This is a genomic window from Salmonella sp. SAL04162 (assembly GCF_046551535.1).
Taxonomy (GTDB): domain Bacteria; phylum Pseudomonadota; class Gammaproteobacteria; order Enterobacterales; family Enterobacteriaceae; genus Salmonella; species Salmonella enterica.
The window spans coordinates 66,822-92,335 of record NZ_JBGDVX010000011.1; the positions used below are offsets into that span (position 1 = coordinate 66,822).

Sequence of the window (25,514 nt, forward strand, 5' to 3'; positions counted from 1 at the left end):
ACGAATTTGGATAAAATTCACTTTACGATCAACGCAGTGCCATCAGCAGCGCCAGCACCACAACCGCGCCGATGCTCATGGATGCCACATACCAGCGCAAATAACCGTTCTCGCTCAGTACCAGGCCTTTGCCTGCAAAACGGGAAAGGATAGCCGGAATGTTCATCAACGCATTAAGCGGGTCGCGCTTCAGCAGCCAGGCGATACCGAGGAATGGCTTGACGAATACTTTGTCGTACAGCCAGTCAAAGCCCCAGGCGTTATACCACCAGGTCCCCAGCAGACGGCCCGGCGCGCTGTTGGCGATCGACGTCACCAGCGTGCGTTTACCCAGCCACAGCCATGCGGCAATCAGGATGCCGGCAATCGCTACTACGCCAGAGGTAATTTCCAGCGTCATGACGCGACCATGCGCCAGTTCAGTTGTCTGCGGCAGCACCCCCTGCAATGGCGGCACAATCAGCGCGCCAACAAAGGTAGACAGAATCATCAGGACAATCAGCGGCAGATGGTGGGTAATCCCCTTCCCTGCATGAGCGTGAATTTGTTCTTTACCGTGGAAGACGATGAAAATCATCCGGAAGGTGTACAGGGAGGTCATGAACGCGCCGACCAGACCCGCCACCATCAGATTGATATGACCGTTCGCCATCGCGCCAGCCAGGATCTCATCCTTACTGAAGAAGCCCGCAGTGACCAGCGGCAGCGCCGACAACGCCGCGCCCCCCACCAGGAAGCAGGCATACACCAGTGGAATCGACTTACGCAGACCGCCCATCTTAAAGATGTTCTGTTCGTGATGGCAGGCCAGAATGACCGAGCCGGACGCCAGGAACAGCAGCGCTTTAAAGAAGGCGTGCGTCATCAGGTGGAAAATTGCCGCATCCCACGCCTGTACGCCGAGCGCCAGGAACATGTAGCCAATCTGGCTCATGGTGGAATAGGCCAGCACGCGTTTGATGTCGGTCTGCACCAGCGCGGCGAAACCCGCCATGACCAACGTAATCGCCCCGATAATGCCCACCAGATGCAGAATCTCCGGGGTCATCAGGAACAAGCCATGGGTACGAGCGATCAGGTAGACACCGGCGGTCACCATGGTAGCGGCGTGGATCAGCGCGGAGACCGGCGTCGGGCCGGCCATCGCGTCGGCAAGCCAGGTCTGCAACGGAAGCTGCGCAGATTTACCGACCGCGCCGCCCAGCAGCATCAGCGTCGCCCACATCAGCATGTTGTTGCCGTCAGCAAAGTGCGCTGGCGCCAGCTCGACCATTTCGCGGAAGTTCAGCGTGCCCAGTTCGTTGTAGAGGATGAACAGCGCGAAGGCGAGGAATACGTCACCGACACGGGTCACCACGAAGGCTTTCATTGCCGCTGCGCCATTCTTCGGATCGCTGTAATAGAAGCCGATCAACAGATAAGAGCACAGGCCCACGCCTTCCCAGCCGAGGTACATCAACAGCAGGTTATCGGACAGCACCAGAACAACCATACTGGCGATAAACAGGTTGGTATAAGCGAAGAAGCGGGAGTAACCCTCTTCTCCACGCATGTACCAGGACGCGAACATGTGGATCAGGAAGCCGACGCCGGTGACCACAGAGAGCATGGTCAGCGACAGGCCGTCCAGCACCAGGTTAAAACCGATGTTGAAGTTACCGACCGACATCCACGTCCACAGCGGCTGGCTGAACGCCTGTTTGCCGTTGGCGAAGAAATCCATCCCGACAAACGCTGTCACCAACGCCGCCAGACCAACGGAGCCCACGCCAATGGTCGCGGAGAGATTTTCCGACCAGCGTCCGCGAGAGAACGCCAGCAGTACAAAGCCAATCAATGGCAGAATAATGGTTAAGGCAAGCATGTTCATCCACGCATCTCACTTACTGAATCGATGTTCAGGTTCTGGCGACGGCGATGGAGTTGCAGCAACAGCGCAAGTCCAATACTCGCTTCCGCAGCCGCAAGGCTGATGGCGAGAATGTACATCACCTGACCATCGGTCTGGCCCCAGTAGCTCCCGGCGACCACAAAGGCCAGCGCGGAGGCGTTAATCATGATTTCCAGCCCAATCAGCATAAACAGCAGATTGCGGCGGATAACCAGACCGGTTAAACCCAGGACAAATAAAATCGCAGCGAGGATCAGTCCGTGTGTTAAGGGGATCATGCGCGCTCCTCCGTTTTTCTTTTCGCGCGGTCATCGGCGCGGTTGCTTAGCACTTCACCCGCACGCTCTTCACGACCGACATGGAACGCCACCACCAGGCCTGCCAGCAGCAGCATCGACGCCAGTTCCACCGCCAGAACATAAGGCCCGAACAGCGTGATGCCCACCGCTTTCGCGCTAATCGGCGTGCCGTCGATGCCCTGGTCGTTAACGCCCAGAATGGCGTACACAATGACCGCCAGCATAATGGCCGACAAAACCGCCGGACCAATCCACACCTGCGGCTTCAGCCACTGGCGTTCCTGTTCGATTTCGCTGCCGCCGAGGTTGAGCATCATCACCACGAACACAAACAGCACCATGATGGCGCCTGCGTAGACGATAATTTCCAGCGCACCGGCAAAATAAGCGCCCAGCGAAAAGAACACCCCGGAAATCGCCAATAGCGATATCACCAGATACAACAGCGCGTGTACCGGATTGGTATGGGTGATCACTCGCAGGGTCGCGAGGATGGCTATCAGGCCACAGATATAAAAAGCGAATTCCATTGCCCTCTCCTTACGGTAACAGGCTCTTGACGTCGATAGGCTTGGCTTCGTTCTCTGCTTCGCCTTTATCTTTGCCGTCGATTGCCATACCCGCCATCCGGTAGAAGTTATATTCCGGGTATTTGCCCGGACCGGAAATCAGCAGATCCTCTTTTTCGTACACCAGATCCTGACGTTTGTATTCGCCCAGTTCGAAGTCCGGGGTCAACTGAATCGCCGTGGTCGGGCACGCTTCTTCGCACAGGCCGCAGAAGATGCAGCGTGAGAAGTTAATGCGGAAAAATTCCGGATACCAGCGGCCATCTTTGGTCTCCGCTTTTTGCAGAGAGATACAGCCTACCGGACAGGCTACCGCACACAGGTTACAGGCAACGCAGCGCTCTTCACCGTCCGGGTCGCGCGTGAGCACGATACGGCCACGGTAACGGGGCGGTAAATAGACCGGCTCTTCCGGATACATCCGCGTTTCGCGTTTGGCGAACGCATGCAGGCCGATCATCCAGATACTGCGTACCTGAGTGCCGAAACCTACTAATAATTCTTTTAAGGTCATGGTCTTTGTGTCCCTTATTGCGCCTGCCACAGAATGACAGCCGCCGTTACCAGCAAGTTGATGAGCGTCAGCGGCAGGCAAACTTTCCAGCCGAAGGACATTACCTGGTCATAACGCGGACGCGGTAACGACGCACGAATCAAAATGAACATCATCATGAAGAACGCGGTTTTCAGCGCGAACCAGACGAATGGCGGTAAGAACGGGCCATGCCAGCCACCGAAGAACAACGTTACCATCAGCGCGGAAACGGTGACGATGCCGATGTACTCCCCCACAAAGAACAGACCGAATTTCATACCGGAATATTCGATGTGGTAACCGTCCGCCAGTTCCTGCTCGGCTTCCGGCTGGTCAAACGGGTGACGGTGACAGACCGCTACGCCCGCGATGGCGAAAGTAACAAACCCAAAGAATTGCGGAATCACGTTCCACAGATGCGCCTGGTTATTGACGATATCGGTCATATTAAATGAACCGGCCTGCGCCACCACGCCCATCAGGGAAAGACCAAGGAACACTTCGTAGCTCACCGTCTGGGCAGACGCGCGCATCGCGCCCAGCAGCGAGTATTTGTTGTTGCTCGACCAACCGGCGAACAGCACCGCGTAAACCGCCAGACCGGCCATCATCAGGAAGAACAAAATCCCGATGTTTAAATCGGCCACCACCCAATTAGGGCTAACCGGCACAATGGCGAAGGAGAGCAGCAGCGAAGTAAACGCGATCATCGGCGCCAGGGTAAAGATGACGCGATCCGAGAATTTCGGGATCCAGTCTTCTTTAAAGAACATCTTGATCATGTCCGCGACCAGCTGGAGCGAGCCGCCCCAGCCAACGCGGTTTGGTCCATAACGGTTCTGGAACAGACCCAGCAGACGACGTTCGCCAAAGCTCATGAAGGCCCCGCAGGTGACGACCACCAGCAGAATCACCACCGCTTTGAGAATGCTCAGCAGGATCTCAATCAGATCCGGTGTAATCCAACTCATTGTTGCGCCTCCCGCAGATCCTCAAGACGCGCGCCAGCCAGAACCGGCGCGATGCCAGGCATACCCATCGGCAGCCCTACCTGCCCTGCCGCTAACCCTTCAGAGATTTCAACCGGCAGCGTCACCGTATTGCCATCGTAGCTAAAGGAGACGCGCGTCCCGGCATTGACACCCAACTTCGCGGCATCCGCCGGGTTAAGTTTGATATACGGCTGCGGCATACGGCTCTGGAAGACCGGAGAACGCTGAGACAATTCGTCGCTGCCAAACAGGTGGTAATACGGCGCAATACGCCACTGACCGTCCTGCGCCTGGAAGCTTGCCGGCACGGTAGTGAAATAATCCAGACCGCCCTCAGTCGCTTCAATCAAACGCACGCCCGGATCGCCGTGACGCAGTTTGCCGCCCACTTCATCCTGGAATTTGTTCCACGCCTGCGGGGAGTTCCAGCCCGGTGCCCAGGCGAACGGAATTTCAGATCGCGGGGCAGTCGGTTGGTTATTCCCTTCCATTGAGAAGGCGAACATGGTGTCTTTATCCTGCGGCTGACGTGGTTCGTGCACGCTGATATTGGCGCGCATTGCGGTACGACCGCTGTAACGATGCGGTTCGCGCGCCAGCTTCTGCCCACGAATGCGGAAGGTCGCATCCGGCGCGGCGTCTTTAATACCGGCAAATTGCGGCATGGCGGCAATGACCGCGTCGATCACGTGGTCAAGCTGAGTCCAGTCCACTTCGCGGTTTTCGACGGTGCTGTGCAGTGAATGCAGCCAGCGCCAGCTTTCCAGCATAATCGTCTTGTTATCGTAGTAGGCCGGATCATAAACCTGGAAGAAGCGCTGCGCGCGCCCTTCGTTGTTGATGACCGTACCATCGCTTTCGGCGAAGCTTGCCGCGGAAAGCACCAGATGCGCGTTTTCCATAATCGCCGTGCGCTGATGGTCAACCACCATCACCAGCGGCGCTTTGGCGAGCGCAGCGTTCACGCGCGTAGCGCTTGCATGACGGTGGAGATCGTTTTCCAGCACCACCACCGCGTCCGCACTGCCGGTTTCCAGCTCGCCCAACGCATCATCAAGCGAACCGCCGCCCATCATACCCAGCCCCATGCTGTTCACGGAACGAGCAATCATAGTAATACCGACGTCGGCGCCACGGCCTTTCAGCGCTTTCGCCACGTTGGCGGCCGCCTGAATCACCTCACTGCTACCGGCGTTAGTGCCGGAGATAATCAGCGGTTTTTTCGCGCCGGCCAACGCCTGCACAATGACATCAATTTTGTTTTGTAAGTCGCTGTCGATACCGTCAACCGCAGGCGCTGTATTGTCCAGCGCATGAGCAATCGCAAAGCCCAGGCGCGCCTGATCTTCCACCGGCGCGCGATAGGTCCAGGCGGCGATATCATCCAGACGGGTGCCGTCCACGTTGGTCACGAACAGCGGATGTTTGGCACGCTGGCCGATGTTAAGGATGGCCGCAATCTGCCAGTCGGCTACTTTCTGCGCCGCTGCCATTTCACGCGCTTTACCTTTCACCGCCTGGCGTACCGCCAGCGCAACGCGCGCGCCGGTCTGGGTAACGTCTTCGCCCAATACCAGTACCGCGTCATAAGATTCGATTTCCCGCAGCGCCGGGGTGTAAATTCCGCCTTCACGCAACACTTTCAGCGCCAGTTGCAGACGTTCCTGCTCGCCGCGCGCGATACCGGTGTAGAAGTTTTCCGCACCAACCAGCTCACGCAGCGCAAAGTTGCTCTCAATGCTGGCGCGTGGCGAACCGATACCGATCACTTTCTTCGACTGGCGCAGAATATCCGCCGCGCCCTGCATCGCCTGCTCGGCGTTGAGAGTAATAAAGTCATCACCACGGCGCTGAACCGGCTGACGCGGACGGTCTTTCAGGTTCACATAGCCATAGCCGAAACGACCGCGGTCGCAGAGGAAGTAGTGGTTAACGGTACCGTTGTAACGGTTTTCGATACGGCGCAGTTCGCCATAGCGCTCGCCCGGGCTGATGTTACAGCCGATGGAACACTGCTGGCAGATGCTCGGCGCAAACTGCATGTCCCATTTACGGTTGTAACGCTCGGAATGCGTTTTATCGGTGAAGACGCCGGTCGGGCAAATCTCGACCAGGTTACCGGAGAATTCGCTTTCCAGCGTACCGTCTTCCGGACGCCCGAAGTAGACGTTGTCATGCGCGCCATAGACGCCCAGATCGGTGCCGTCGGCATAATCTTTGTAGTAACGCACACAACGGTAGCAGGCGATGCAGCGGTTCATTTCGTGAGAGATGAACGGCCCCAGATCCTGGTTGCGGTGGGTACGTTTGGTGAAACGGTAGCGACGGAAACTGTGACCCGTCATCACGGTCATATCCTGAAGATGGCAGTTACCGCCCTCTTCACAAACCGGACAGTCGTGCGGGTGGTTAGTCATCAGCCACTCCACCACGCTTTCACGGAACTGTTTCGCTTCTTCGTCGTCAATAGAGATAAAGGTACCGTCGGTGGCTGGCGTCATACAGGACATCACCAGGCGACCACGCGTATCTTCCGCGTTTTGGTATTGCTTCACCGCACACTGGCGGCAAGCACCGACGCTTCCCAGCGCCGGGTGCCAGCAAAAATACGGAATATCAAGGCCCAGGGACAGACATGCCTGTAGCAGGTTGTCCGCGCCGTTGACCTCGTATTCTTTGCCGTCTACATGAATCGTAGCCATTAGCATGCTTCCAAATTAAAATCGTTAACTCACCAGCGCTCTTTGAGCAGGTTCGGCTGAATACCATTGATTAAATGGGTATTGCTGAACGGCTGCTTGATGCCAGCTTCGAATTCTTCGCGGAAATACTTAATTGCGCTTTGCAGTGGCTCAACCGCGCCCGGCGCATGCGCGCAGAAGGTTTTACCCGGTCCGAGGAAACGACACAGTTGCTCAAGTGTCTCGATATCCCCCGGCTGGCCTTCGCCACGCTCCAGCGCGCGCAGAATTTTCACGCTCCACGGCAACCCGTCGCGGCATGGCGTACACCAGCCGCAGGATTCGCGGGCAAAGAACTCTTCCAGGTTACGCACCAGCGATACCATGCCGATTTCGTGGTCTACCGCCATCGCCAGCGCGGTGCCCAGACGGCTGCCTGCTTTACCGATGCTTTCGAACTCCATCGGCAGGTCAAGATGCGCCTCGGTCAGGAAGTCGGTTCCCGCCCCGCCCGGCTGCCAGGCTTTGAATTTCAGGCCATCGCGCATACCGCCCGCGTAGTCTTCGAGGATCTCGCGCGCGGTGGTGCCGAACGGTAATTCCCACAGGCCCGGATTCTTCACGCGGCCTGAGAAGCCCATCAGCTTGGTACCCGCATCTTTGCTTTTCGAAATGTTCTGGTACCACTCCACGCCGTTGGCGAGGATTGCCGGGACGTTGCACAACGTTTCGACGTTATTCACACAGGTCGGTTTGCCCCATACGCCGGAGGTCGCAGGGAAGGGCGGCTTGGAGCGTGGGTTCGCGCGGCGGCCTTCGAGGGAGTTAATCAGCGCCGTTTCTTCACCACAGATGTAACGCCCTGCCCCGGTGTGGACAAACAGTTCAAAGTCGAACCCGGTGCCCATGATATTTTTGCCAAGCAGCCCGGCCTCGGTTGCTTCAGCAATCGCACGGCGCAGATGTACAGCCGCTTCGATATATTCGCCGCGCAGGAAGATGTAACCACGATACGCTTTCAGCGCGAACGCGGAGATCAGCATACCTTCCACCAGCAGGTGCGGCAGCTGTTCCATCAGCAGACGGTCTTTATAGGTGCCCGGCTCCATTTCATCGGCGTTACACAGCAGGTAACGGATGTTCATGGATTCATCTTTCGGCATCAGGCTCCACTTCAGACCGGTGGAAAAGCCCGCGCCGCCGCGCCCTTTCAGACCGGCGTCTTTTACCTGGCTGACGATTTCATCCGGAGACAGGCCGGTCAGCGCCTTACGCGCGCCTTCGTAGCCGTTTTTGCTACGATATTCATCCAGCCAGACCGGCTGTTTGTCATCGCGCAGACGCCAGGTCAGCGGGTGGGTTTCGGGAGTACGGATAACGTTTTTCATTTATACCGCTCCAGTAGTTCAGGAATGGCTTCCGGGGTCAGATGGCTGTGAGTATCCTCATCAATCATCATGTTCGGCCCTTTATCGCAATTCCCCAGGCAGCAGGTCGGCAGCAGCGTAAAGCGACCATCAAAGGTCGTCTGCCCCGGTTTGATGTTGAGATTTTTTTCCAGCGCGGCCTGAATCCCCTGATAGCCGGTGATATGGCACACCACGCTGTCGCAGTAGCGAATCACGTGGCGACCGACCGGCTGACGGAAGATCTGGCTGTAGAATGTGGCGACGCCTTCGACGTCGCTCGCCGGAATACCCAGCACATCGGCAATAGCGTAGATCGCGCCGTCCGGCACCCAGCCACGCTGCTTCTGAACGATTTTCAGCGCTTCAATGGACGCCGCACGCGGGTCTTCGTAGTGGTGCTTCTCGTGCTCTATCGCTTCACGCTCTGCCGCACTCAGCTCAAAAGCCTCGGTTTGTGGTTGTTGATTCTCGTGCATAATTAGCGGTCCACATCTGACATAACAAAATCGATACTACCCAGATAGACAATCAGGTCGGAGACCAGGCTACCGCGGATCGCCGAGGGAATCTGCTGCAGGTGCGCAAAGCTCGGCGTGCGCACGCGGGTACGGTAGCTCATAGTGCTGCCGTCGCTGGTCAGGTAGTAACTGTTAATCCCCTTAGTCGCTTCCACCATCTGGAAGGACTCCTGCGCCGGCATTACCGGGCCCCAGGAGACCTGCAGGAAGTGGGTGATCAGGGTTTCGATATGTTGCAGCGTGCGCTCTTTCGGCGGCGGCGTGGTCAGCGGGTGATCCGCTTTGAACGGGCCTTCCGGCATGTTATCGAGGCACTGCTGAAGAATGCGCAGACTCTGGCGCAGCTCTTCCACTTTCAGCATCACGCGGGTATAGCAGTCGGAAACGCCGCCGCCCACTGGCACTTCAAAGTCAAAGTTTTCGTAGCCAGAGTATGGACGCCATTTACGCACGTCGAAGTCGATCCCGGTCGCGCGCAGCCCTGCGCCGGTGGTGCCCCACTCCAGCGCCTCTTTCGCGCCGTAAGCGGCAACGCCCTGCGAACGCCCTTTCAGAATGGTGTTACGCAGCGCGGCTTTCTCGTAAGAATCCAGACGCTTCGGCATCCACTCAAGGAACTCTCGCAGCAGGCGATCCCAACCGCGCGGCAAGTCGTGCGCGACGCCGCCGATACGGAACCAGGCCGGGTGCATACGGAAACCGGTAATGGCTTCCACCAGGTCATAAATTTTCTGCCGGTCGGTAAAGGCAAAGAAGACCGGCGTCATCGCGCCGACGTCCTGAATAAAGGTCGAAATGTACAGCAGATGACTGTTAATGCGGAACAGTTCGGAGAGCATCACGCGGATGACGTTCACACGATCCGGGACGGTGATCCCTGCCAACTTTTCTACCGCCAGCACGTACGGCATTTCATTGACGCAACCACCGAGGTATTCGATACGGTCGGTATAGGGAATGTAGCTATGCCAGGACTGGCGCTCGCCCATTTTTTCGGCGCCGCGGTGGTGATAGCCGATATCCGGCACGCAGTCGACGATTTCTTCACCGTCAAGTTGCAGGATAATACGAAACGCACCGTGCGCAGACGGGTGGTTCGGGCCGAGGTTGAGGAACATAAAGTCCTCGTTGTCAGTCCCGCGCTTCATCCCCCAGTCTTCCGGCTTAAAGGTCAGCGCTTCCATTTCCAGATCCTGCTTGGCTTTGGTCAGCTCAAACGGGTCGAATTCGGTCGCGCGCGCCGGATAATCTTTACGCAGCGGATGGCCTTCCCAGGTTTGCGGCATCATGATGCGCGTCAGGTGCGGGTGACCTTCGATATCAATGCCAAACATCTCCCAGGTCTCACGCTCGTACCAGTTGGCGTTAGGGAAAAGTTTAGTGAAGGTCGGCACGCGCAGGTCGTTTTCAGACAACGCCACCTTGAGCATGATATCGCGATTACGCTCAATGGAAATCAGGTGGTAGAAAACGGAAAAATCCGCGGCGGGTAACCCGTCACGGTGCGTACGCAGGCGTTCATCCATGCCGTGTAAGTCAAACAGCATGACGTAAGGTTTCGGCAGTTTCTTTAAGAAATCGCCAACCTCCAGTAGTTGTTCACGCTTGACCCAAACAACGGGGATACCGGTGCGGGTCGCCTGAACGGTAAAGGCATCCGGCCCAAAACGGTTGCGCAGTTCGCCGATAACCGGATCATCAAGATGATCGCGGGTACTCCATGCAGCGTCTTGCGCGGTTAAGTCGGTCATATTGTTCACCATTGCAAATGGTCCGTGGTGGTCGGCAGTGCTTCGCGCTATTAAAATAGTGGTTAGCGAAGTGAAGTGCTGCTGCCGACAGGCGCAAATTAAATCTCGTCCGGGGTACGCAGGTTCGTGACGGCAATACGCTCGCCGCGTTTACGTTCGCGTTCTGGCTGCATATTGGCGCGATACACGCCCTGATCGCCCACCACCCATGAGAGCGGACGGCGCTCTTTGCCAATCGATTCTTGCAGCAGCATCAACGCCTGCATATACGCTTCCGGACGCGGCGGACAGCCAGGGATATACACATCCACCGGGATAAACTTATCAACGCCCTGCACTACCGAATAAATATCGTACATGCCGCCGGAGTTGGCGCAGGCGCCCATAGAAATGACCCATTTTGGCTCCAGCATTTGGTCATACAGACGCTGAATAACCGGGGCCATTTTGGTAAAGCAGGTACCGGCCACCACCATCAGGTCAGCCTGACGTGGCGACGCACGCAGCACTTCCGCGCCGAAACGGGCAACGTCATGCACTGCGGTAAAAGAGGTCACCATCTCTACATAGCAGCAAGAAAGGCCGAAGTTGTAGGGCCAAATTGAGTTTTTACGGCCCCAGTTAACCATGTCATGCAGTTTGCCCATGAACACGTTTTTGTTAACTTCCTGCTCCAGGGGGTCAGTTACGATCTCCTGTTTTTGCAGGGGGTAACGGTCATTCTCACCGTTAGGATCTATGCGGGTGAGCGTATAATCCATCTTAATGCCTCGCGGTTAGCGTTGACGATTAGCGATACTGTTCGTTTCCGGGTTCATACGCTCGCGGCGTGAACGCGCGGGCGTCCAGTCTAACGCGCCAATACGCGCCAGATAAACCAGACCAGCCAGTAACACAAAAATAAAAATTGCAGCTTCCACAAAGCCAACCCAGCCGCTTTCGCGGATAGAAGTCGACCATGCGAACAGATACAGCGCTTCAACGTCGAAGATAACGAAGAACATGGCTACCAGGTAAAACTTGGCAGACAAGCGTAAGCGGGCGGTGCCGACCGAGTCGATACCTGATTCAAACGGAACGTTCTTGTGCCTCGCGCGTGCGCGACCGCCCAAAAACCAACCGCCTACCAGCATCAGGCAGCACAGGCCAATGGCAACGATAAGAAAGATAGCGAATGCCCAGTGATGAGCGATGACTTCAGTGGATGTTGACATACTCATTGCTTACTCATCAAAAGTAGCGCCAGTTTCTCTGCTCTTTACGGCAGATGGGCGCCACATCGATTCATGGGGAGGAATAAAAAAAACCCTACAATTACTGTAGAAAATGATAAAAACAGCTAATTGATGTGGTTTTTTACTCCTTTCTATAACCTTTTGTCAACTTTAACAAAAGTTCCTTCACATTAATTTACATCAATTCATCACCATTAACATTAAGTGCCATCCTGGAGAAAATGACTCTTCGGCCAGGGGGGATTTTATGTTGTTGAATCGTGTCCGTTGTGAAGCAAAAGAAATAACACACACCTATTTTGACAGGAATTTGTGAAGATGCCTCCCCCTAAATGGGAGTATTTTCTTGATCTGTGACACGCTTTTGTTAATTCACCCCCTAAAACAGCAACAATTTCTCTAGTTTTTTAACATGCAAATTCATAAAATGGATGTTCTGGTTATTTTTTACCCACATTGAACTGCGAATCGCTACTGGCTGATTTACCGCAACTTTTACAATTTGTGCGGTTAAGCGCGTACAGATGGGCACAAAAAAAGAGCCACTGAGCGTTTTTTCATCGCCAGCGGCTCTTTTTTACATTTACGACTTAGCGCCTTTTGCCTGCGAGCTACTCAAAACCCCCTTCCACCATCAGCGGATCATCTCCGCCCTCTGCAGAAAACTGGTTGTAATGCCATGGGTTTTGATAGCTTTCCATCGCATGGAAAATCACCATCGCCAGCTCGTTCTGGCTATTGGGATCGCGGCACAACAGATATTCCGTATCCGGCAAAGGCGGTAATCCGTCTGCGGCGCCCAGCACGCGAAGGTCGGGACTCATCATTTCGACAGGTCGAGCCGTTACGCCAAGACCGGCTTTAACGGCCGCGCGTACCGCCGGTAATGTAGACGCCACATAGGCCAGCCGCCAGGGAATACCCGCTGCATTTAGCGTCTCCAGCACCATATCGCGGAATGGGCTGGGATCGTCCAGCAGGACTAATGGTACGGGCTCTCCCCTTTGCAAAACATACTCAGCCGCACAATACCAATGGGTGGGCGAGGTCCGCAAATTCAGACAGTCCAGCGAATTAGGTTGGTTAGTCGTCACCACCAAATCTACTTCCTGCGATTTAACCATGTCCACCATATAGGCGTTGCGTTTTACCCGTACATCAAGCGCGAGTTTCGGATAAACCGAGCTGATTCGGCTAAGCAAAAAAGGCAGGATAGTATCAGCTGATTCATCAGAAGCGCCGATTGTTAACACTCCCTGAAGATTACTGAACATTAATGATGAACACGCCTCATCATTAAAACGCAGGATTTTTCTGGCGTACCCCAGAAGCTGGATACCGTGTTCGGTCAAAAGTTTGTTACGACCATGGCGGGCGAACAATTCCTTTCCCACGAGTTGCTCAAGACGCTGCATTTGCTGACTGACCGCAGACTGAGTACGACATACCGCCGCCGCCGCCGCGGCGAAGGTGTTCAGATCGGCAACGGCCACGAACGTTCTCAGCAGATCGAGATCGAGGTTAATTATCGGACGATTTGCATTTATCATAATTTTTCACTTACTGGCGGGTCATATCGGGCTGACCTGGTTAATGCTGTGCATTCAGAAACAAGCAATTCCATTTGTAATGTGCATCCTTCGCAGTACCGCCTGGTTACCCAGGTAAATGTTAGAATGTAATTGAAAATACGACCAAAACACTTCTCTTACTTACTGATATAATACCAAATGCAACTGATCGGGATATATCAAAGAGAATGTGTCATACCTTTAGGCGTCTACAGATTTCTGCTAATGATGGACGTGTAAATCTTGTAACAAGCGTCAAATAGTTTACCGAGACGCACAGATACAAAAACAATATATTGAACAATAGGTTATGTATGAAATCGCGTCATGAAAATTAGCAGACAACGCAGACTACGCCCCCGTTTCGGATCATTATCTTAACCTAAAACCGCTATATTTATAAGTATTATTACGAATAATCTTAACCTGGGATATGTTATACTAATCGGACCAGAAAGATATTATTACGACTTTAGTAAATGCTTTTTAAATATTAAATAATAATTAATTAAGATTTCTACCATTCATTAATTATACTTAACAATAGTTTCACACCCCCCGCCGCCGGAAAGGTCTAACCTTCTCATTTTACCTTTAATACTCAGTATTTCCGAAATAGCCAGCGCGACACTAATGATGAATGCTTATCTCTCATAAAACAGATAATTTCTAACAACATAAAAAACCACATTACTCGCAATCACATAGAATAAAACACTATACATACAGACAAAAATAGAAAATGCATCTAACCAAATGATTTTATGAAGTTTTAAACAGTACGAAAGCGCGTTAAAAATAAACAAAATCTTCTTCTGTTCACTCTTCAAAACTCACCGTCGTGGGAGTACATTGTTTCGTGCTGACTTCCACGGCAGGGAGTGGCAATAACAGCTAAAAGGTCAAGATTCATGTCCCCCATTGAAAAATCCAGCAAACTCGAAAATGTCTGTTATGACATTCGTGGCCCCGTTCTGAAAGAAGCGAAACGCCTTGAGGAAGAAGGTAATAAAGTTCTTAAACTGAATATCGGCAACCCCGCCCCCTTCGGATTCGAAGCGCCGGACGAAATTCTGGTCGATGTCATTCGTAATTTGCCGACGGCGCAAGGATATTGCGACTCGAAAGGGCTTTATTCCGCCCGTAAAGCAATTATGCAGCATTATCAGGCCCGTGGAATGCGCGATGTAACCGTGGAAGATATCTATATCGGTAACGGCGTTTCCGAGCTGATCGTTCAGGCGATGCAGGCGTTGCTTAACAGTGGCGATGAAATGCTGGTTCCCGCGCCCGATTATCCGTTATGGACAGCGGCGGTATCGCTCTCCAGCGGCAAGGCGGTACATTATCTTTGCGATGAATCTTCCGACTGGTTCCCGGACCTTGACGATATCCGCGCCAAAATCACCCCACGTACGCGTGGTATTGTCATTATTAATCCAAACAACCCTACTGGCGCCGTCTATTCTAAAGAATTGTTGATGGAAATTGTCAACATTGCGCGCGAGCATAATCTCATCATCTTCGCCGATGAAATTTATGACAAGATTCTCTATGACGATGCCGAGCATCACTCTATCGCCGCACTGGCGCCTGATCTGCTGACCATCACCTTTAATGGGTTGTCTAAAACCTATCGCGTCGCCGGCTTCCGCCAGGGCTGGATGGTGCTGAACGGGCCGAAAAAACATGCGAAGGGCTATATTGAAGGACTGGAGATGTTAGCCTCAATGCGCCTGTGCGCCAACGTCCCGGCGCAACATGCTATTCAGACCGCGCTCGGCGGCTATCAAAGCATTAGCGAATTTATTCTGCCGGGCGGCCGACTGTATGAACAGCGTAACCGCGCCTGGGAGTTGATTAACGATATCCCCGGCGTTTCCTGCGTAAAACCGCGCGGCGCGTTGTACATGTTCCCCAGGATCGACGCTAAACGTTTTAATATTCACGACGACCAGAAGATGGTGCTGGACTTCCTGCTACAGGAAAAGGTGCTGCTGGTGCAAGGTACCGCCTTTAACTGGCCGTGGCCGGATCACTTCCGCATTGTGACGCTACCGCGTGAAGATGACCTGGAGATGGCCATCAACCGCTTTGGGCGATTCCTCTCAGGTTACCATCAATAATCTTAAATTCAGGCTACTTCGGTAGCCTGAATTGCATCTTCATCTCCCTCCCCGCACAATGAAGTTTGCCGCAGTGAAAACAAAAGGTAATCTATGAAGCAGAGCCATTTTTTCGCCCATCTCTCCCGCATGAAGTTGATTAACCGCTGGCCGCTGATGCGTAACGTGCGTACGGAAAACGTCTCCGAACATAGTCTGCAGGTGGCGATGGTCGCCCATGCGTTGGCGGCGATAAAAAACCGTAAATTTGGCGGTCAGCTCAATGCTGAACGCATCGCGCTTCTGGCGATGTATCATGATGCCTCGGAAGTACTGACCGGCGATCTGCCGACGCCGGTAAAATATTTTAATTCCCAGATAGCCCAGGAATATAAAGCGATCGAAAAAATCGCCCAGCAAAAGCTGGTTGATATGGCGCCGGATGAATTGCGCGATATTTTCGCACCGCTTATTGATGAGAATGCCTGGAGCGAAGAAGAACAGGCAATCGTAAAACAGGCCGATGCGCTTTGCGCCTACCTGAAATGCCTGGAGGAGCTATCGGCGGGAAACAATGAGTTTGGACTGGCAAAAACGCGGCTGGAAAAAACGCTGGAATTACGTCGCAGCCAGGAGATGGACTATTTTATGGCGGTGTTCGTACCAAGTTTCCATCTCTCTCTTGACGAGATAAGCCAGGATTCACCGCTTTAAACGGTTGTGCCGGATGACGACGTCAACGTCTTATCCGGCCTGGACGTAGCGTGATATCCGTAGGCCTGATAAGCGCAACGCCATCAGGCCTTTTCCTGTCTGGGGTTAAAACGGAAACAACATCGGAATCATCACAATACAAACCGCCATCACAATAAGCGTGAACGGCACGCCAAGCTTCACAAAATCGCTAAAGCTATAGTTTCCCGGCCCCAGAACCAGAGTATTGACCGGCGATGAAACCGGCGTCATAAAGGCGGCGGAGGCCGCCATCGCCACCGCCATCGCAAACGGATAGGGCGACACCCCCATCGATTTCGCCGCCGCCAGCGCAATCGGCGCCATCAGCACCGCCGTTGCCGTGTTAGAAATGAACAGTCCTATGACGGCGCACAGCACGAACAGGCATCCCAGCATCATATACGGCCCATAGCCGCCGCCGATATCCATTAACCCTTGCACGACCAGAGAGACGCCGCCGGTTTTTTGCAACGCCAGCGCAAACGGCATCATACCCACAATCAAGATAATACTCGGCCAGTGGATCGCTTTATACGCGCTTTCAGCATCAATACAGCGAAATTTTCCCATCAGCAGGCAGGCGATAATCGCCGCGATCGGGTTGGGAATTTCATCGGTCAACATCAGCGCCACCATCAGTACCAGGCAGAAAATGGCGTGCGGCGCCTGGCTGTGCGCAGGAGAGGCTTCGCTGACCTCGACCGGCATATTCAGCACCACAAAGTCGCGGCCTTTTTGCCCCAGCAGGCTGATTAACTTCCAGTTCCCCACGACCAGAATGATATCGCCCATCAATAACGGCTCATCGGCCAGCGACCCTTCCAGCGCGACGCCGTCGCGTTTCAGGCCGACCACATTCAGCCCGTAACGTGTACGGAAGGCGATTTCACGCACCGACTTGCCAATCAGTTCCGACTCCGGAATAAGCGAAATTTCCGCCATCCCGACATCCAACGCCTGATCGGAAAAATATTCTCCTCGCAATACCATCGGTTCCAGCAGTTGCTCGGCGCAGAACTCTCTGAGGTCAACCTCCGCCGCCGACATATCAATCAGCAGAACGTCGCGAGCGCGAAACTCCGATACGCCGTTCACATTGACGATAACCCGCCGAAAGCGCCGCCAGCGTTCAACGCCGATGACATTGGCGCCGTAACGTTCGCGCAGTTTAAGGTCGTCCAGTCGCTGTCCCACCATCGGCGAACCGGGGCGAATCGCCAGACGGCGAGCGCGCCCCGTCAGACGGTACTCGCGGATAAGATCGCGGAAAGTGCGCCGCTTACCGGCCTGTTGTCCGGGCGCATCGCCTTTTAGCATGAAGCGCATCACCAGCATATAAACAATGCCGAGCGCCAACACCACTACCCCCAGCGGCGTCACGCTAAAAAAGTTGAACCCGTGCAGGCCTTCACGCAGCAGTTCACTGTTAACCACCAGGTTCGGCGGCGTCGCCACCAGCGTCATCATTCCGCTGATAAGCCCGGCAAAACTCAGCGGCATCATCAGGCGCGAAGGCGAGGTCTGCATATGCATAGAAACGCTAAGAACAACGGGGATAAAAATCGCCACCACGCCGGTTGAACTCATGAAAGCGCCAAGTCCGGCGACAGTGATCATCAGTAAAACCAGCATTTTGATTTCACTGCTGCCCGCCATTTTAACCAGCCAGGTACCGACCACCGTAGCAACGCCGGTGCGCACGAGGCCGTCGCCAATAATAAATAAGGCGGCGATAAGAATGACATTCGGATCGCTAAAGCCGGAGAAGGCTTCCGGAAGGGTCAAGGTACCGCTAAGGACAAAAGCAACAATGACGAATAAAGCCACCGCATCCATACGTACTTTGCCCGTCGCAAACAACACGACGGCAATCGCCAGTAAAGAGAGAACCCAAATCAATTCACCGTTCACAACATATCCTTGTCAGATGAGAAGATAACGAGATTCTGCCATAAATATGCCCCGCCAAAGCGGGGCGATATCATGATCAGGTCTTTCTTAACACCACCACATCGCCGTTTGGTTGTTTAGCGACCGATAATTGCGTCAGGCTATCCAACGCAAAATCAACATCCGCCAGACGCGGCGTGTCGGCCGGCGCATTGACCGCAATGACGTGGCAGCCCGCAGCCAGTCCGGACAGCACGCCAGCCGGGGCATCTTCTACTACGACGCACTCCTGAGGGGCCAGGCCAAGCAGTTGTGCGCCCAGCAAATACGCATCCGGCTCCGGTTTGCCGCGTTTGACTCGTTCGGCGGTGACAAACACCTCTGGCGCTGGAAGGCCCGCGACCTGATGGCGCGCACGCGCGACCGGCATTGAACCGGAGGTGACGATAGCCCACGGAATGCCCGCTTTATTCAGGTGATTGAGTAAATCGACTGCCCCCGGCAACGCGGTGATCCCTGCGGTTTCAGTGGCTTCTATTTGCTCCAGGCGCGTAAACTCAGCGGCAATTTCCGCCTCCGATTTACCCGCCATAAAATGCCGCAACGAGGTGATCGCCTGTTTGCCATGAATAAAGCCCAGCACCTCATCATGAGCAAGGTTAAAACGATCGGCCCAGCTACACCACGCGCGTTCGACGGCAGGTAATGAGTCAACCAACGTTCCATCCAGATCAAACAGAAAACCTTTACACTGCACGCGAGCCTCCTCAGGCATTAATGATTTGATTGATTTCATTCGCGCTCAGGTGGTACTGACGCGGGCAGGCATGCCAGACATTCAACATCCGCTGGTATTTTTCCCACATCGGCGTCTGGGCATTAAAGCCGTGCGTCCCGGCGTCAAAGTGAGTGTAGCGTCCTTCTATATTCACCATAAAACGGACATAGCCGAGGTAACGCGCTTCCGTCGCGGCGTCAAACCCCAGGAAGGTGACGCGACGTTCGTCGATGGCTTGCGTATCTTTGAGGTTGGTCCAGGAGACGTGCAGCGCATGGTACATCTCCATAATATCGATGATGGTACGACAGGTCTCTTCCGTCAGCTCGCCAAACTCGCGATCCAGCTCGCGCATCTGCAGGCCGTAGCCGCGTTCAATAATTGTTTGTAAGCGACGGTAACGCTCGGCGTTGGTGGGATCGAGCATCGTCATCATTTTGTACTGGTTAGACAAAATCAGACGTTGCGCGTTGGTCATTTCCATTTTGAACTCCTGTATCACGCTATGGCGATGAAAAAAAGAAGGCATTGGTATGCCTTCTTTTATATGCGTAATCCGGGGTCAATTACAAATCATCCAGGAAAGTTTTATCCAGTTGTTTGAAGGCGCGCTTAAGCGTGTCAGCTAATGCCTGGTAATCCGGCTTTCCTTCTACCGGCGCCAGCGCTTGTCCAGCCTCCTGCAATTTACCGCGAACTTCGTAAAACCAGTTAAGGATTGAAGGCGGCAACGGCGTCACGGAACGTTTCCCTAACCACCATAATCCCTGCATAGGTAAGCTCAGGGCGAACAGGGCGGTCGCCACGGCCGGACCTAACTGACCGCCCAGCGCTATCTGCCAGCATAATGTAAAAACGGCGACAGGCGGCATAAATCGTATGGCATAGCGCGTCATACGAATGACGCGGTTTTCGACGAAAACGGGCGCCAGCCGTTTTTCCATCGGCCACGTCTTCGCGTAGTGCTGCCCCCGGCGAAATAAGCTAAAAAAATTTACGGAGCGATTATCCGGTGTCGACATGGCCTACCTCAACTTCACATATAAAATTTAAAAAATTTGTGCAAAACAACAACTGCGAGGGACAACGTTCAAAACATTTTGTCTTCGATACCCACTATCAGGTATCCTGTGTCGGCCTGTCAAAGGCCGGTAGTTTAAAATCATTGAGTCGTCAATATTACACATAGTATGCCATTGGCTGAAAAATACGCAAAATGGCATAGACTCAAAGGTATTTCTTCCATCATGCCCAAAAAAACTCCTGCGCATGATGTTAATCATAAATGTCAGGGCTATCATGCGCTACGCTCTATGGCTCACTGACGTTTTTTTAGCCACGTATCATAAATAGGTACTTCCATGTCGAGTAAGTTAGTACTGGTTCTGAACTGCGGTAGTTCTTCACTGAAATTTGCAATTATTGATGCAGTTAATGGTGATGAATACCTTTCTGGTTTAGCCGAATGTTTCCATCTGCCAGAAGCACGCATCAAATGGAAAATGGACGGCAGTAAACAAGAAGCGGCTTTAGGTGCAGGCGCCGCTCACAGTGAAGCGCTGAACTTTATCGTTAACACTATTCTGGCACAAAAACCAGAACTGTCTGCGCAGTTAACTGCAATTGGTCACCGTATCGTACACGGCGGCGAGAAGTATACCAGTTCCGTAGTCATTGATGAGTCCGTCATTCAGGGCATCAAAGATTCCGCCTCTTTCGCACCGCTGCATAACCCGGCTCACCTGATTGGTATCGCCGAAGCGCTGAAATCTTTCCCGCAGCTGAAAGATAAAAACGTTGCAGTATTCGATACCGCCTTCCATCAGACCATGCCGGAAGAATCTTACCTGTATGCCCTGCCGTACAGCCTGTATAAAGAACACGGCGTTCGTCGCTATGGCGCACACGGCACCAGCCACTTCTATGTAACTCAGGAAGCGGCAAAAATGCTGAACAAGCCGGTAGAAGAACTGAACATTATCACCTGCCACCTGGGCAACGGCGGTTCTGTTTCTGCTATCCGTAACGGTAAATGCGTGGATACCTCTATGGGTCTGACCCCGCTGGAAGGCCTGGTCATGGGTACCCGTTCCGGCGATATCGACCCTGCGATTATCTTCCACCTGCACGACACTCTGGGCATGAGCGTGGATCAGATCAACAAAATGCTGACCAAAGAGTCCGGTCTGCTGGGTCTGACTGAAGTGACCAGCGACTGCCGTTATGTTGAAGACAACTACGCCACCAAAGAAGACGCTAAACGTGCGATGGACGTTTACTGCCACCGCCTGGCGAAGTACATCGGTTCTTACACCGCTCTGATGGACGGTCGTCTGGATGCAGTCGTGTTCACCGGCGGTATCGGTGAAAACGCCGCGATGGTTCGCGAACTGTCTCTGGGTAAACTGGGCGTGCTGGGCTTTGAAGTCGACCACGAACGTAACCTGGCGGCCCGCTTCGGCAAATCTGGTTTCATCAACAAAGAAGGTACCCGTCCGGCGGTGGTGATCCCAACCAACGAAGAACTGGTTATCGCGCAGGACGCGAGCCGTCTGACTGCCTGATTTGACACCGCCAGCCTCGCTGGCGGTGCTGTTTTGTAACCCGTCTCCAAAAGACGGTAACGAAAGAGGATAAACCGTGTCCCGTATTATTATGCTGATCCCTACCGGAACCAGCGTCGGCCTGACAAGCGTCAGCCTCGGCGTCATCCGTGCTATGGAACGCAAAGGCGTTCGTCTGAGCGTCTTTAAGCCTATCGCCCAGCCTCGCGCTGGCGGCGATGCGCCTGACCAGACCACCACTATCGTTCGCGCGAACTCTACCCTGCCGGCGGCTGAACCGCTGAAGATGAGCCACGTTGAATCTCTGCTCTCCAGCAACCAGAAAGACGTGCTGATGGAAGAGATCATCGCGAACTACCATGCGAATACCAAAGACGCGGAAGTGGTGCTGGTTGAAGGTCTGGTTCCGACCCGTAAACATCAGTTCGCTCAGTCTCTGAACTATGAAATCGCGAAAACGCTGAATGCGGAAATCGTTTTTGTCATGTCTCAGGGGACCGACACGCCAGAACAGCTGAACGAGCGTATCGAATTGACGCGCAGCAGCTTCGGCGGCGCGAAAAACACCAACATCACCGGCGTTATCATCAACAAACTGAATGCGCCGGTTGATGAACAAGGCCGTACTCGCCCGGATCTGTCGGAGATCTTTGACGACTCTTCCAAAGCGCAGGTGATCAAAATCGATCCTGCTAAACTGCAGGAATCCAGCCCGCTGCCGGTTCTGGGCGCGGTGCCGTGGAGTTTCGACCTGATTGCGACCCGCGCTATCGATATGGCGCGTCACCTGAACGCCACCATCATTAACGAAGGCGATATCAAAACCCGCCGCGTTAAATCCGTCACGTTCTGCGCGCGTAGTATTCCGCATATGCTGGAACATTTCCGCGCAGGATCGTTGTTAGTGACCTCCGCTGACCGTCCGGACGTACTGGTCGCAGCTTGCCTGGCCGCGATGAACGGCGTAGAAATCGGCGCCCTGCTGCTGACCGGCGGCTATGAAATGGACGCGCGCATTTCTAAACTGTGCGAACGCGCATTCGCCACCGGTCTGCCGGTCTTTATGGTGAACACCAACACCTGGCAGACTTCACTGAGCCTGCAAAGCTTCAATCTGGAAGTCCCGGTTGATGACCATGAGCGCATCGAGAAAGTTCAGGAATACGTCGCGAACTACGTTAACGCTGACTGGATCGAGTCGCTGACCGCCACTTCCGAGCGTAGCCGTCGTCTCTCTCCGCCGGCGTTCCGCTACCAACTGACTGAGCTGGCGCGTAAAGCCGGTAAACGCGTAGTGCTGCCGGAAGGCGACGAACCGCGTACCGTCAAAGCGGCGGCAATCTGCGCTGAACGCGGCATCGCCACTTGCGTACTGCTGGGCAACCCGGATGAAATCAACCGCGTCGCGGCATCTCAGGGCGTTGAGCTGGGCGCAGGTATTGAAATCGTCGATCCGGAAGTGGTGCGTGAAAGCTATGTCGCTCGCCTGGTTGAGCTACGTAAGAGCAAAGGCATGACCGAACCGGTTGCCCGCGAACAGCTGGAAGACAACGTGGTGCTCGGCACGCTGATGCTGGAGCAAGACGAAGTCGACGGCCTGGTTTCCGGCGCGGTTCATACCACCGCCAACACCATCCGTCCGCCGCTGCAGCTTATTAAAACGGCGCCGGGTAGCTCCCTGGTCTCTTCTGTGTTCTTTATGCTACTGCCGGAACAGGTTTACGTTTACGGCGACTGCGCAATCAACCCAGACCCGACTGCAGAGCAGCTGGCAGAAATCGCGATTCAGTCTGCGGATTCCGCCATTGCCTTCGGCATCGAACCGCGTGTGGCAATGCTCTCCTACTCCACCGGCACCTCTGGCGCGGGCAGCGACGTAGAGAAAGTACGTGAAGCGACGCGTCTGGCGCAGGAAAAACGTCCTGACCTGATGATCGACGGTCCGTTGCAGTACGACGCCGCGGTCATGGCTGACGTAGCGAAATCTAAAGCGCCGAACTCGCCGGTTGCGGGTCGCGCTACCGTGTTCATTTTCCCGGATCTGAACACCGGTAACACCACCTACAAAGCGGTACAGCGTTCTGCCGACCTGATCTCCATCGGGCCGATGCTGCAGGGTATGCGCAAGCCGGTGAACGACCTGTCCCGTGGCGCGCTGGTTGACGATATCGTCTACACCATCGCCCTGACGGCGATCCAGGCTTCTCAACAGCAGCAGTAACAGTAAAAGCCAATGCCGGATGGCGGCGTGAACGCCTTGTCCGGCCTACAGGTGAAATACCGTTGTAGGCCGGATAAGACGCGTTAGCATTGCCATCCGGCATTCTGCTATTTACCCTGCAAAGCGGAATTTTTTGCTTAACTGCGCTGCATCAATGAATAACTATTCCCTTCTTCTCATACTTAGCCTCTTTGCTTTGCAACAGGGATAGTCTGTCATGTCTGTCGTTACAGAATCAAAAACAGCCAGAAAATGGGCAATGCCCGATACGCTGGTCATCATCTTTTTTGTCGCCATTTTAACCAGTATCGCCACCTGGGTCGTCCCCGTTGGGATGTTTGATAGCCAGGAAGTGCAGTATCAGGTCGATGGTCAGACAAAAACCCGCAAAGTCGTCGACCCGCACTCTTTTCGCATTGTGACCAATGAGGCCGGGGAAGCGCAGTATCATCGCGTACAATTTTTCACTACCGGCGATGAAAGACCAGGGCTGATGAATTTTCCGTTTGAAGGGTTAACATCCGGATCGAAATTCGGCACTGCCGTCGGCATCATTATGTTTATGTTGGTGATTGGCGGCGCATTCGGCATCGTGATGCGTACCGGCACCGTGGATAACGGCATTCTGGCGCTTATTCGCCACACGCGGGGCAACGAAGTCCTGTTTATTCCGGTGCTATTTGTCCTCTTTTCGTTAGGGGGCGCCGTATTTGGCATGGGCGAAGAGGCGGTCGCCTTTGCAATTATCATAGCCCCGCTGATGGTCAGGCTGGGCTATGACAGCATTACCACCGTCCTGGTGACCTATATCGCCACCCAAATTGGCTTTGCCAGTTCGTGGATGAACCCTTTCTGCGTAGTCGTCGCCCAGGGGATTGCCGGCGTGCCGGTACTTTCCGGCTCCGGGCTGCGTATTGTGGTCTGGATTGTCGCCACGCTGATTGGGCTGGTTTTTACGCTGGTCTACGCCTCACGCGTGAAAAAGAATCCGCGGCTTTCCCGCGTCCACGAATCCGATCGCTATTTCCGCGAACAGCAGGATGAAGTCGTCCAGCGCCCTTTCACCTTCGGTGACTGGCTGGTACTGCTGGTCCTGACCGGCGTAATGATTTGGGTCGTCTGGGGTGTGATTGTCCACGCCTGGTTTATTCCGGAGATCGCCAGCCAGTTTTTCACCATGGGCGTGGTGATCGGCCTCATCGGCGTTATCTTCCGCCTCAACGGTATGACGGTCAACGTGATGGCGTCCTCATTCACCGAAGGGGCGAGGATGATGATCGCGCCCGCCTTGCTGGTAGGTTTTGCCAAAGGCATTCTGCTGCTGGTCGGCAACGGCGAAGCCGGGGAACCCAGCGTGCTCAATACGCTGCTTAACAATATCGCGCATGGCATCAGCGGGCTTAATAATGCTATCGCCGCCTGGTTTATGCTGCTCTTCCAGGCGGTATTTAATTTCTTTGTCACGTCCGGTTCGGGTCAGGCGGCATTAACCATGCCATTACTGGCGCCGCTCGGCGATCTGGTCGGTGTTAACCGTCAGGTGACTGTTCTGGCCTTCCAGTTTGGCGATGGCTTCAGCCATATTATCTATCCGACATCAGCTTCGCTGATGGCCACGCTGGGCGTGTGCCGGGTCGATTTTCGCAACTGGCTGAAAGTGGGAGCGTCGCTGCTGGGACTACTGTTTATTATGTCCAGCGTGGTCGTCATTGGCGCGCAGATGATGGGATATCATTGATCTAAAATGCCGGATGAGCATCAGCGCCATCC

22 protein-coding genes are annotated in these 25,514 nt (G+C 54.2%); 5 read left to right on the forward strand and 17 right to left on the reverse strand.

Going from position 1 to position 25,514, the window contains the following annotated elements:
- Positions 1 to 28: 28 nt before the first annotated feature.
- From nuoL to lrhA, 13 genes are all read right to left on the reverse strand, one after another.
- Positions 29 to 1,870, reverse strand: coding sequence for an NADH-quinone oxidoreductase subunit L (gene nuoL, locus ACLJRH_RS19640; RefSeq protein ID WP_001056581.1), 1,842 nt, complete (start codon positions 1,868 to 1,870; stop codon positions 29 to 31).
- The gene (nuoK, locus tag ACLJRH_RS19645; protein ID WP_000612687.1) at positions 1,867 to 2,169 is read right to left on the reverse strand and encodes an NADH-quinone oxidoreductase subunit NuoK; all 303 of its coding nucleotides are present in this window, start codon (positions 2,167 to 2,169) and stop codon (positions 1,867 to 1,869) included. Before nuoK ends, nuoL begins: the two co-directional genes overlap by 4 nt.
- Entirely contained in the window at positions 2,166 to 2,720 is a 555-nt protein-coding gene (nuoJ, locus tag ACLJRH_RS19650; protein WP_000393522.1) for an NADH-quinone oxidoreductase subunit J, read from the reverse strand. Before nuoJ ends, nuoK begins: the two co-directional genes overlap by 4 nt.
- A 10-nt stretch (positions 2,721 to 2,730) precedes the next feature.
- Entirely contained in the window at positions 2,731 to 3,273 is a 543-nt protein-coding gene (nuoI, locus tag ACLJRH_RS19655) for an NADH-quinone oxidoreductase subunit NuoI (RefSeq protein WP_000172747.1), read from the reverse strand.
- A 14-nt stretch (positions 3,274 to 3,287) separates the two neighbouring features.
- A complete protein-coding gene (gene nuoH, locus ACLJRH_RS19660) occupies positions 3,288 to 4,265 on the reverse strand; it encodes an NADH-quinone oxidoreductase subunit NuoH (protein ID WP_000118515.1) in 978 nt (325 codons plus the stop codon).
- Positions 4,262 to 6,988 (reverse strand): NADH-quinone oxidoreductase subunit NuoG, encoded by a 2,727-nt coding sequence (gene nuoG / locus ACLJRH_RS19665; RefSeq protein ID WP_001528469.1) that lies wholly within the window; start codon positions 6,986 to 6,988, stop codon positions 4,262 to 4,264. Before nuoG ends, nuoH begins: the two co-directional genes overlap by 4 nt.
- A gap of 29 nt (positions 6,989 to 7,017) precedes the next feature.
- Positions 7,018 to 8,355: an NADH-quinone oxidoreductase subunit NuoF gene (nuoF, locus tag ACLJRH_RS19670; protein ID WP_000800048.1), complete on the reverse strand. Its 1,338-nt coding sequence runs from the start codon at positions 8,353 to 8,355 to the stop codon at positions 7,018 to 7,020.
- A complete protein-coding gene (gene nuoE / locus ACLJRH_RS19675; protein ID WP_000545038.1) occupies positions 8,352 to 8,852 on the reverse strand; it encodes an NADH-quinone oxidoreductase subunit NuoE in 501 nt (166 codons plus the stop codon). The genes nuoF and nuoE overlap by 4 nt, the downstream gene beginning before the upstream one ends.
- A 2-nt stretch (positions 8,853 to 8,854) precedes the next feature.
- Entirely contained in the window at positions 8,855 to 10,657 is a 1,803-nt protein-coding gene (gene nuoC, locus ACLJRH_RS19680) for an NADH-quinone oxidoreductase subunit C/D (protein ID WP_000247855.1), read from the reverse strand.
- An 86-nt stretch (positions 10,658 to 10,743) separates the two neighbouring features.
- Positions 10,744 to 11,406: an NADH-quinone oxidoreductase subunit NuoB gene (nuoB, locus tag ACLJRH_RS19685; RefSeq protein WP_000386728.1), complete on the reverse strand. Its 663-nt coding sequence runs from the start codon at positions 11,404 to 11,406 to the stop codon at positions 10,744 to 10,746.
- Between the two features lie 15 nt (positions 11,407 to 11,421).
- Entirely contained in the window at positions 11,422 to 11,865 is a 444-nt protein-coding gene (gene nuoA / locus ACLJRH_RS19690) for an NADH-quinone oxidoreductase subunit NuoA (protein WP_000062993.1), read from the reverse strand.
- Positions 11,866 to 12,259: 394 nt separating this feature from the next.
- Complete coding sequence (locus ACLJRH_RS19695; protein ID WP_001121022.1) at positions 12,260 to 12,412, reverse strand: hypothetical protein; 153 nt, start codon at positions 12,410 to 12,412, stop codon at positions 12,260 to 12,262.
- A gap of 79 nt (positions 12,413 to 12,491) precedes the next feature.
- Complete coding sequence (gene lrhA, locus ACLJRH_RS19700; RefSeq protein WP_023136804.1) at positions 12,492 to 13,430, reverse strand: transcriptional regulator LrhA; 939 nt, start codon at positions 13,428 to 13,430, stop codon at positions 12,492 to 12,494.
- A 932-nt stretch (positions 13,431 to 14,362) separates the two neighbouring features.
- Here lrhA and alaA point away from each other — a divergent pair.
- Positions 14,363 to 15,577 carry an alanine transaminase AlaA gene (gene alaA / locus ACLJRH_RS19705; RefSeq protein ID WP_000074540.1) on the forward strand — a complete coding sequence of 405 codons (1,215 nt, stop codon included), beginning with the start codon at positions 14,363 to 14,365 and terminating at the stop codon, positions 15,575 to 15,577.
- 93 nt (positions 15,578 to 15,670) lie between these two features.
- The gene (gene yfbR, locus ACLJRH_RS19710) at positions 15,671 to 16,270 is read left to right on the forward strand and encodes a 5'-deoxynucleotidase (protein ID WP_000813882.1); all 600 of its coding nucleotides are present in this window, start codon (positions 15,671 to 15,673) and stop codon (positions 16,268 to 16,270) included.
- Positions 16,271 to 16,375: 105 nt separating this feature from the next.
- Here yfbR and ACLJRH_RS19715 read toward each other — a convergent pair whose 3' ends face one another.
- The 4 genes from ACLJRH_RS19715 to yfbV all read right to left on the reverse strand — a co-directional run bounded on the left by ACLJRH_RS19715 (position 16,376) and on the right by yfbV (position 19,981).
- Positions 16,376 to 18,202: an SLC13 family permease gene (locus ACLJRH_RS19715; protein ID WP_001012861.1), complete on the reverse strand. Its 1,827-nt coding sequence runs from the start codon at positions 18,200 to 18,202 to the stop codon at positions 16,376 to 16,378.
- A gap of 76 nt (positions 18,203 to 18,278) precedes the next feature.
- On the reverse strand, positions 18,279 to 18,956 hold the full coding sequence (locus ACLJRH_RS19720; protein WP_001555201.1) for a sugar phosphatase: 678 nt from the start codon (positions 18,954 to 18,956) through the stop codon (positions 18,279 to 18,281).
- The gene (locus ACLJRH_RS19725) at positions 18,949 to 19,443 is read right to left on the reverse strand and encodes a YfbU family protein (protein WP_000426135.1); all 495 of its coding nucleotides are present in this window, start codon (positions 19,441 to 19,443) and stop codon (positions 18,949 to 18,951) included. The genes ACLJRH_RS19720 and ACLJRH_RS19725 overlap by 8 nt, the downstream gene beginning before the upstream one ends.
- An 82-nt stretch (positions 19,444 to 19,525) precedes the next feature.
- Entirely contained in the window at positions 19,526 to 19,981 is a 456-nt protein-coding gene (gene yfbV / locus ACLJRH_RS19730) for a terminus macrodomain insulation protein YfbV (RefSeq protein ID WP_000106617.1), read from the reverse strand.
- A 339-nt stretch (positions 19,982 to 20,320) separates the two neighbouring features.
- Here yfbV and ackA point away from each other — a divergent pair, with 339 nt between their 5' ends.
- The 3 genes from ackA (at position 20,321) to yfcC (ending at position 25,482) form a co-directional block, all read left to right on the forward strand.
- Positions 20,321 to 21,523, forward strand: coding sequence for an acetate kinase (gene ackA, locus ACLJRH_RS19735; protein ID WP_000095689.1), 1,203 nt, complete (start codon positions 20,321 to 20,323; stop codon positions 21,521 to 21,523).
- Between the two features lie 76 nt (positions 21,524 to 21,599).
- Complete coding sequence (gene pta / locus ACLJRH_RS19740) at positions 21,600 to 23,744, forward strand: phosphate acetyltransferase (protein ID WP_000086690.1); 2,145 nt, start codon at positions 21,600 to 21,602, stop codon at positions 23,742 to 23,744.
- A gap of 217 nt (positions 23,745 to 23,961) precedes the next feature.
- Positions 23,962 to 25,482, forward strand: a complete 1,521-nt coding sequence (gene yfcC, locus ACLJRH_RS19745; protein ID WP_023136749.1) for a putative basic amino acid antiporter YfcC — start codon at positions 23,962 to 23,964, stop codon at positions 25,480 to 25,482.
- Positions 25,483 to 25,514: the final 32 nt, after the last annotated feature.

What these genes read in the sequence shown, in the direction of transcription:
- nuoL (WP_001056581.1), bottom strand. Translation starts at nt 1,870, where the DNA reads ATGAACATGCTTGCCTTAACCATTATTCTGCCATTGATTGGCTTTGTA.
- nuoK (WP_000612687.1), bottom strand. Translation starts at nt 2,169, where the DNA reads ATGATCCCCTTAACACACGGACTGATCCTCGCTGCGATTTTATTTGTC.
- nuoJ (WP_000393522.1), bottom strand. Translation starts at nt 2,720, where the DNA reads ATGGAATTCGCTTTTTATATCTGTGGCCTGATAGCCATCCTCGCGACC.
- nuoI (WP_000172747.1), bottom strand. Translation starts at nt 3,273, where the DNA reads ATGACCTTAAAAGAATTATTAGTAGGTTTCGGCACTCAGGTACGCAGT.
- nuoH (WP_000118515.1), bottom strand. Translation starts at nt 4,265, where the DNA reads ATGAGTTGGATTACACCGGATCTGATTGAGATCCTGCTGAGCATTCTC.
- nuoG (WP_001528469.1), bottom strand. Translation starts at nt 6,988, where the DNA reads ATGGCTACGATTCATGTAGACGGCAAAGAATACGAGGTCAACGGCGCG.
- nuoF (WP_000800048.1), bottom strand. Translation starts at nt 8,355, where the DNA reads ATGAAAAACGTTATCCGTACTCCCGAAACCCACCCGCTGACCTGGCGT.
- nuoE (WP_000545038.1), bottom strand. Translation starts at nt 8,852, where the DNA reads ATGCACGAGAATCAACAACCACAAACCGAGGCTTTTGAGCTGAGTGCG.
- nuoC (WP_000247855.1), bottom strand. Translation starts at nt 10,657, where the DNA reads ATGGTGAACAATATGACCGACTTAACCGCGCAAGACGCTGCATGGAGT.
- nuoB (WP_000386728.1), bottom strand. Translation starts at nt 11,406, where the DNA reads ATGGATTATACGCTCACCCGCATAGATCCTAACGGTGAGAATGACCGT.
- nuoA (WP_000062993.1), bottom strand. Translation starts at nt 11,865, where the DNA reads ATGAGTATGTCAACATCCACTGAAGTCATCGCTCATCACTGGGCATTC.
- lrhA (WP_023136804.1), bottom strand. Translation starts at nt 13,430, where the DNA reads ATGATAAATGCAAATCGTCCGATAATTAACCTCGATCTCGATCTGCTG.
- alaA (WP_000074540.1), top strand. Translation starts at nt 14,363, where the DNA reads ATGTCCCCCATTGAAAAATCCAGCAAACTCGAAAATGTCTGTTATGAC.
- yfbR (WP_000813882.1), top strand. Translation starts at nt 15,671, where the DNA reads ATGAAGCAGAGCCATTTTTTCGCCCATCTCTCCCGCATGAAGTTGATT.
- ACLJRH_RS19720 (WP_001555201.1), bottom strand. Translation starts at nt 18,956, where the DNA reads ATGCCTGAGGAGGCTCGCGTGCAGTGTAAAGGTTTTCTGTTTGATCTG.
- ACLJRH_RS19725 (WP_000426135.1), bottom strand. Translation starts at nt 19,443, where the DNA reads ATGGAAATGACCAACGCGCAACGTCTGATTTTGTCTAACCAGTACAAA.
- yfbV (WP_000106617.1), bottom strand. Translation starts at nt 19,981, where the DNA reads ATGTCGACACCGGATAATCGCTCCGTAAATTTTTTTAGCTTATTTCGC.
- ackA (WP_000095689.1), top strand. Translation starts at nt 20,321, where the DNA reads ATGTCGAGTAAGTTAGTACTGGTTCTGAACTGCGGTAGTTCTTCACTG.
- yfcC (WP_023136749.1), top strand. Translation starts at nt 23,962, where the DNA reads ATGTCTGTCGTTACAGAATCAAAAACAGCCAGAAAATGGGCAATGCCC.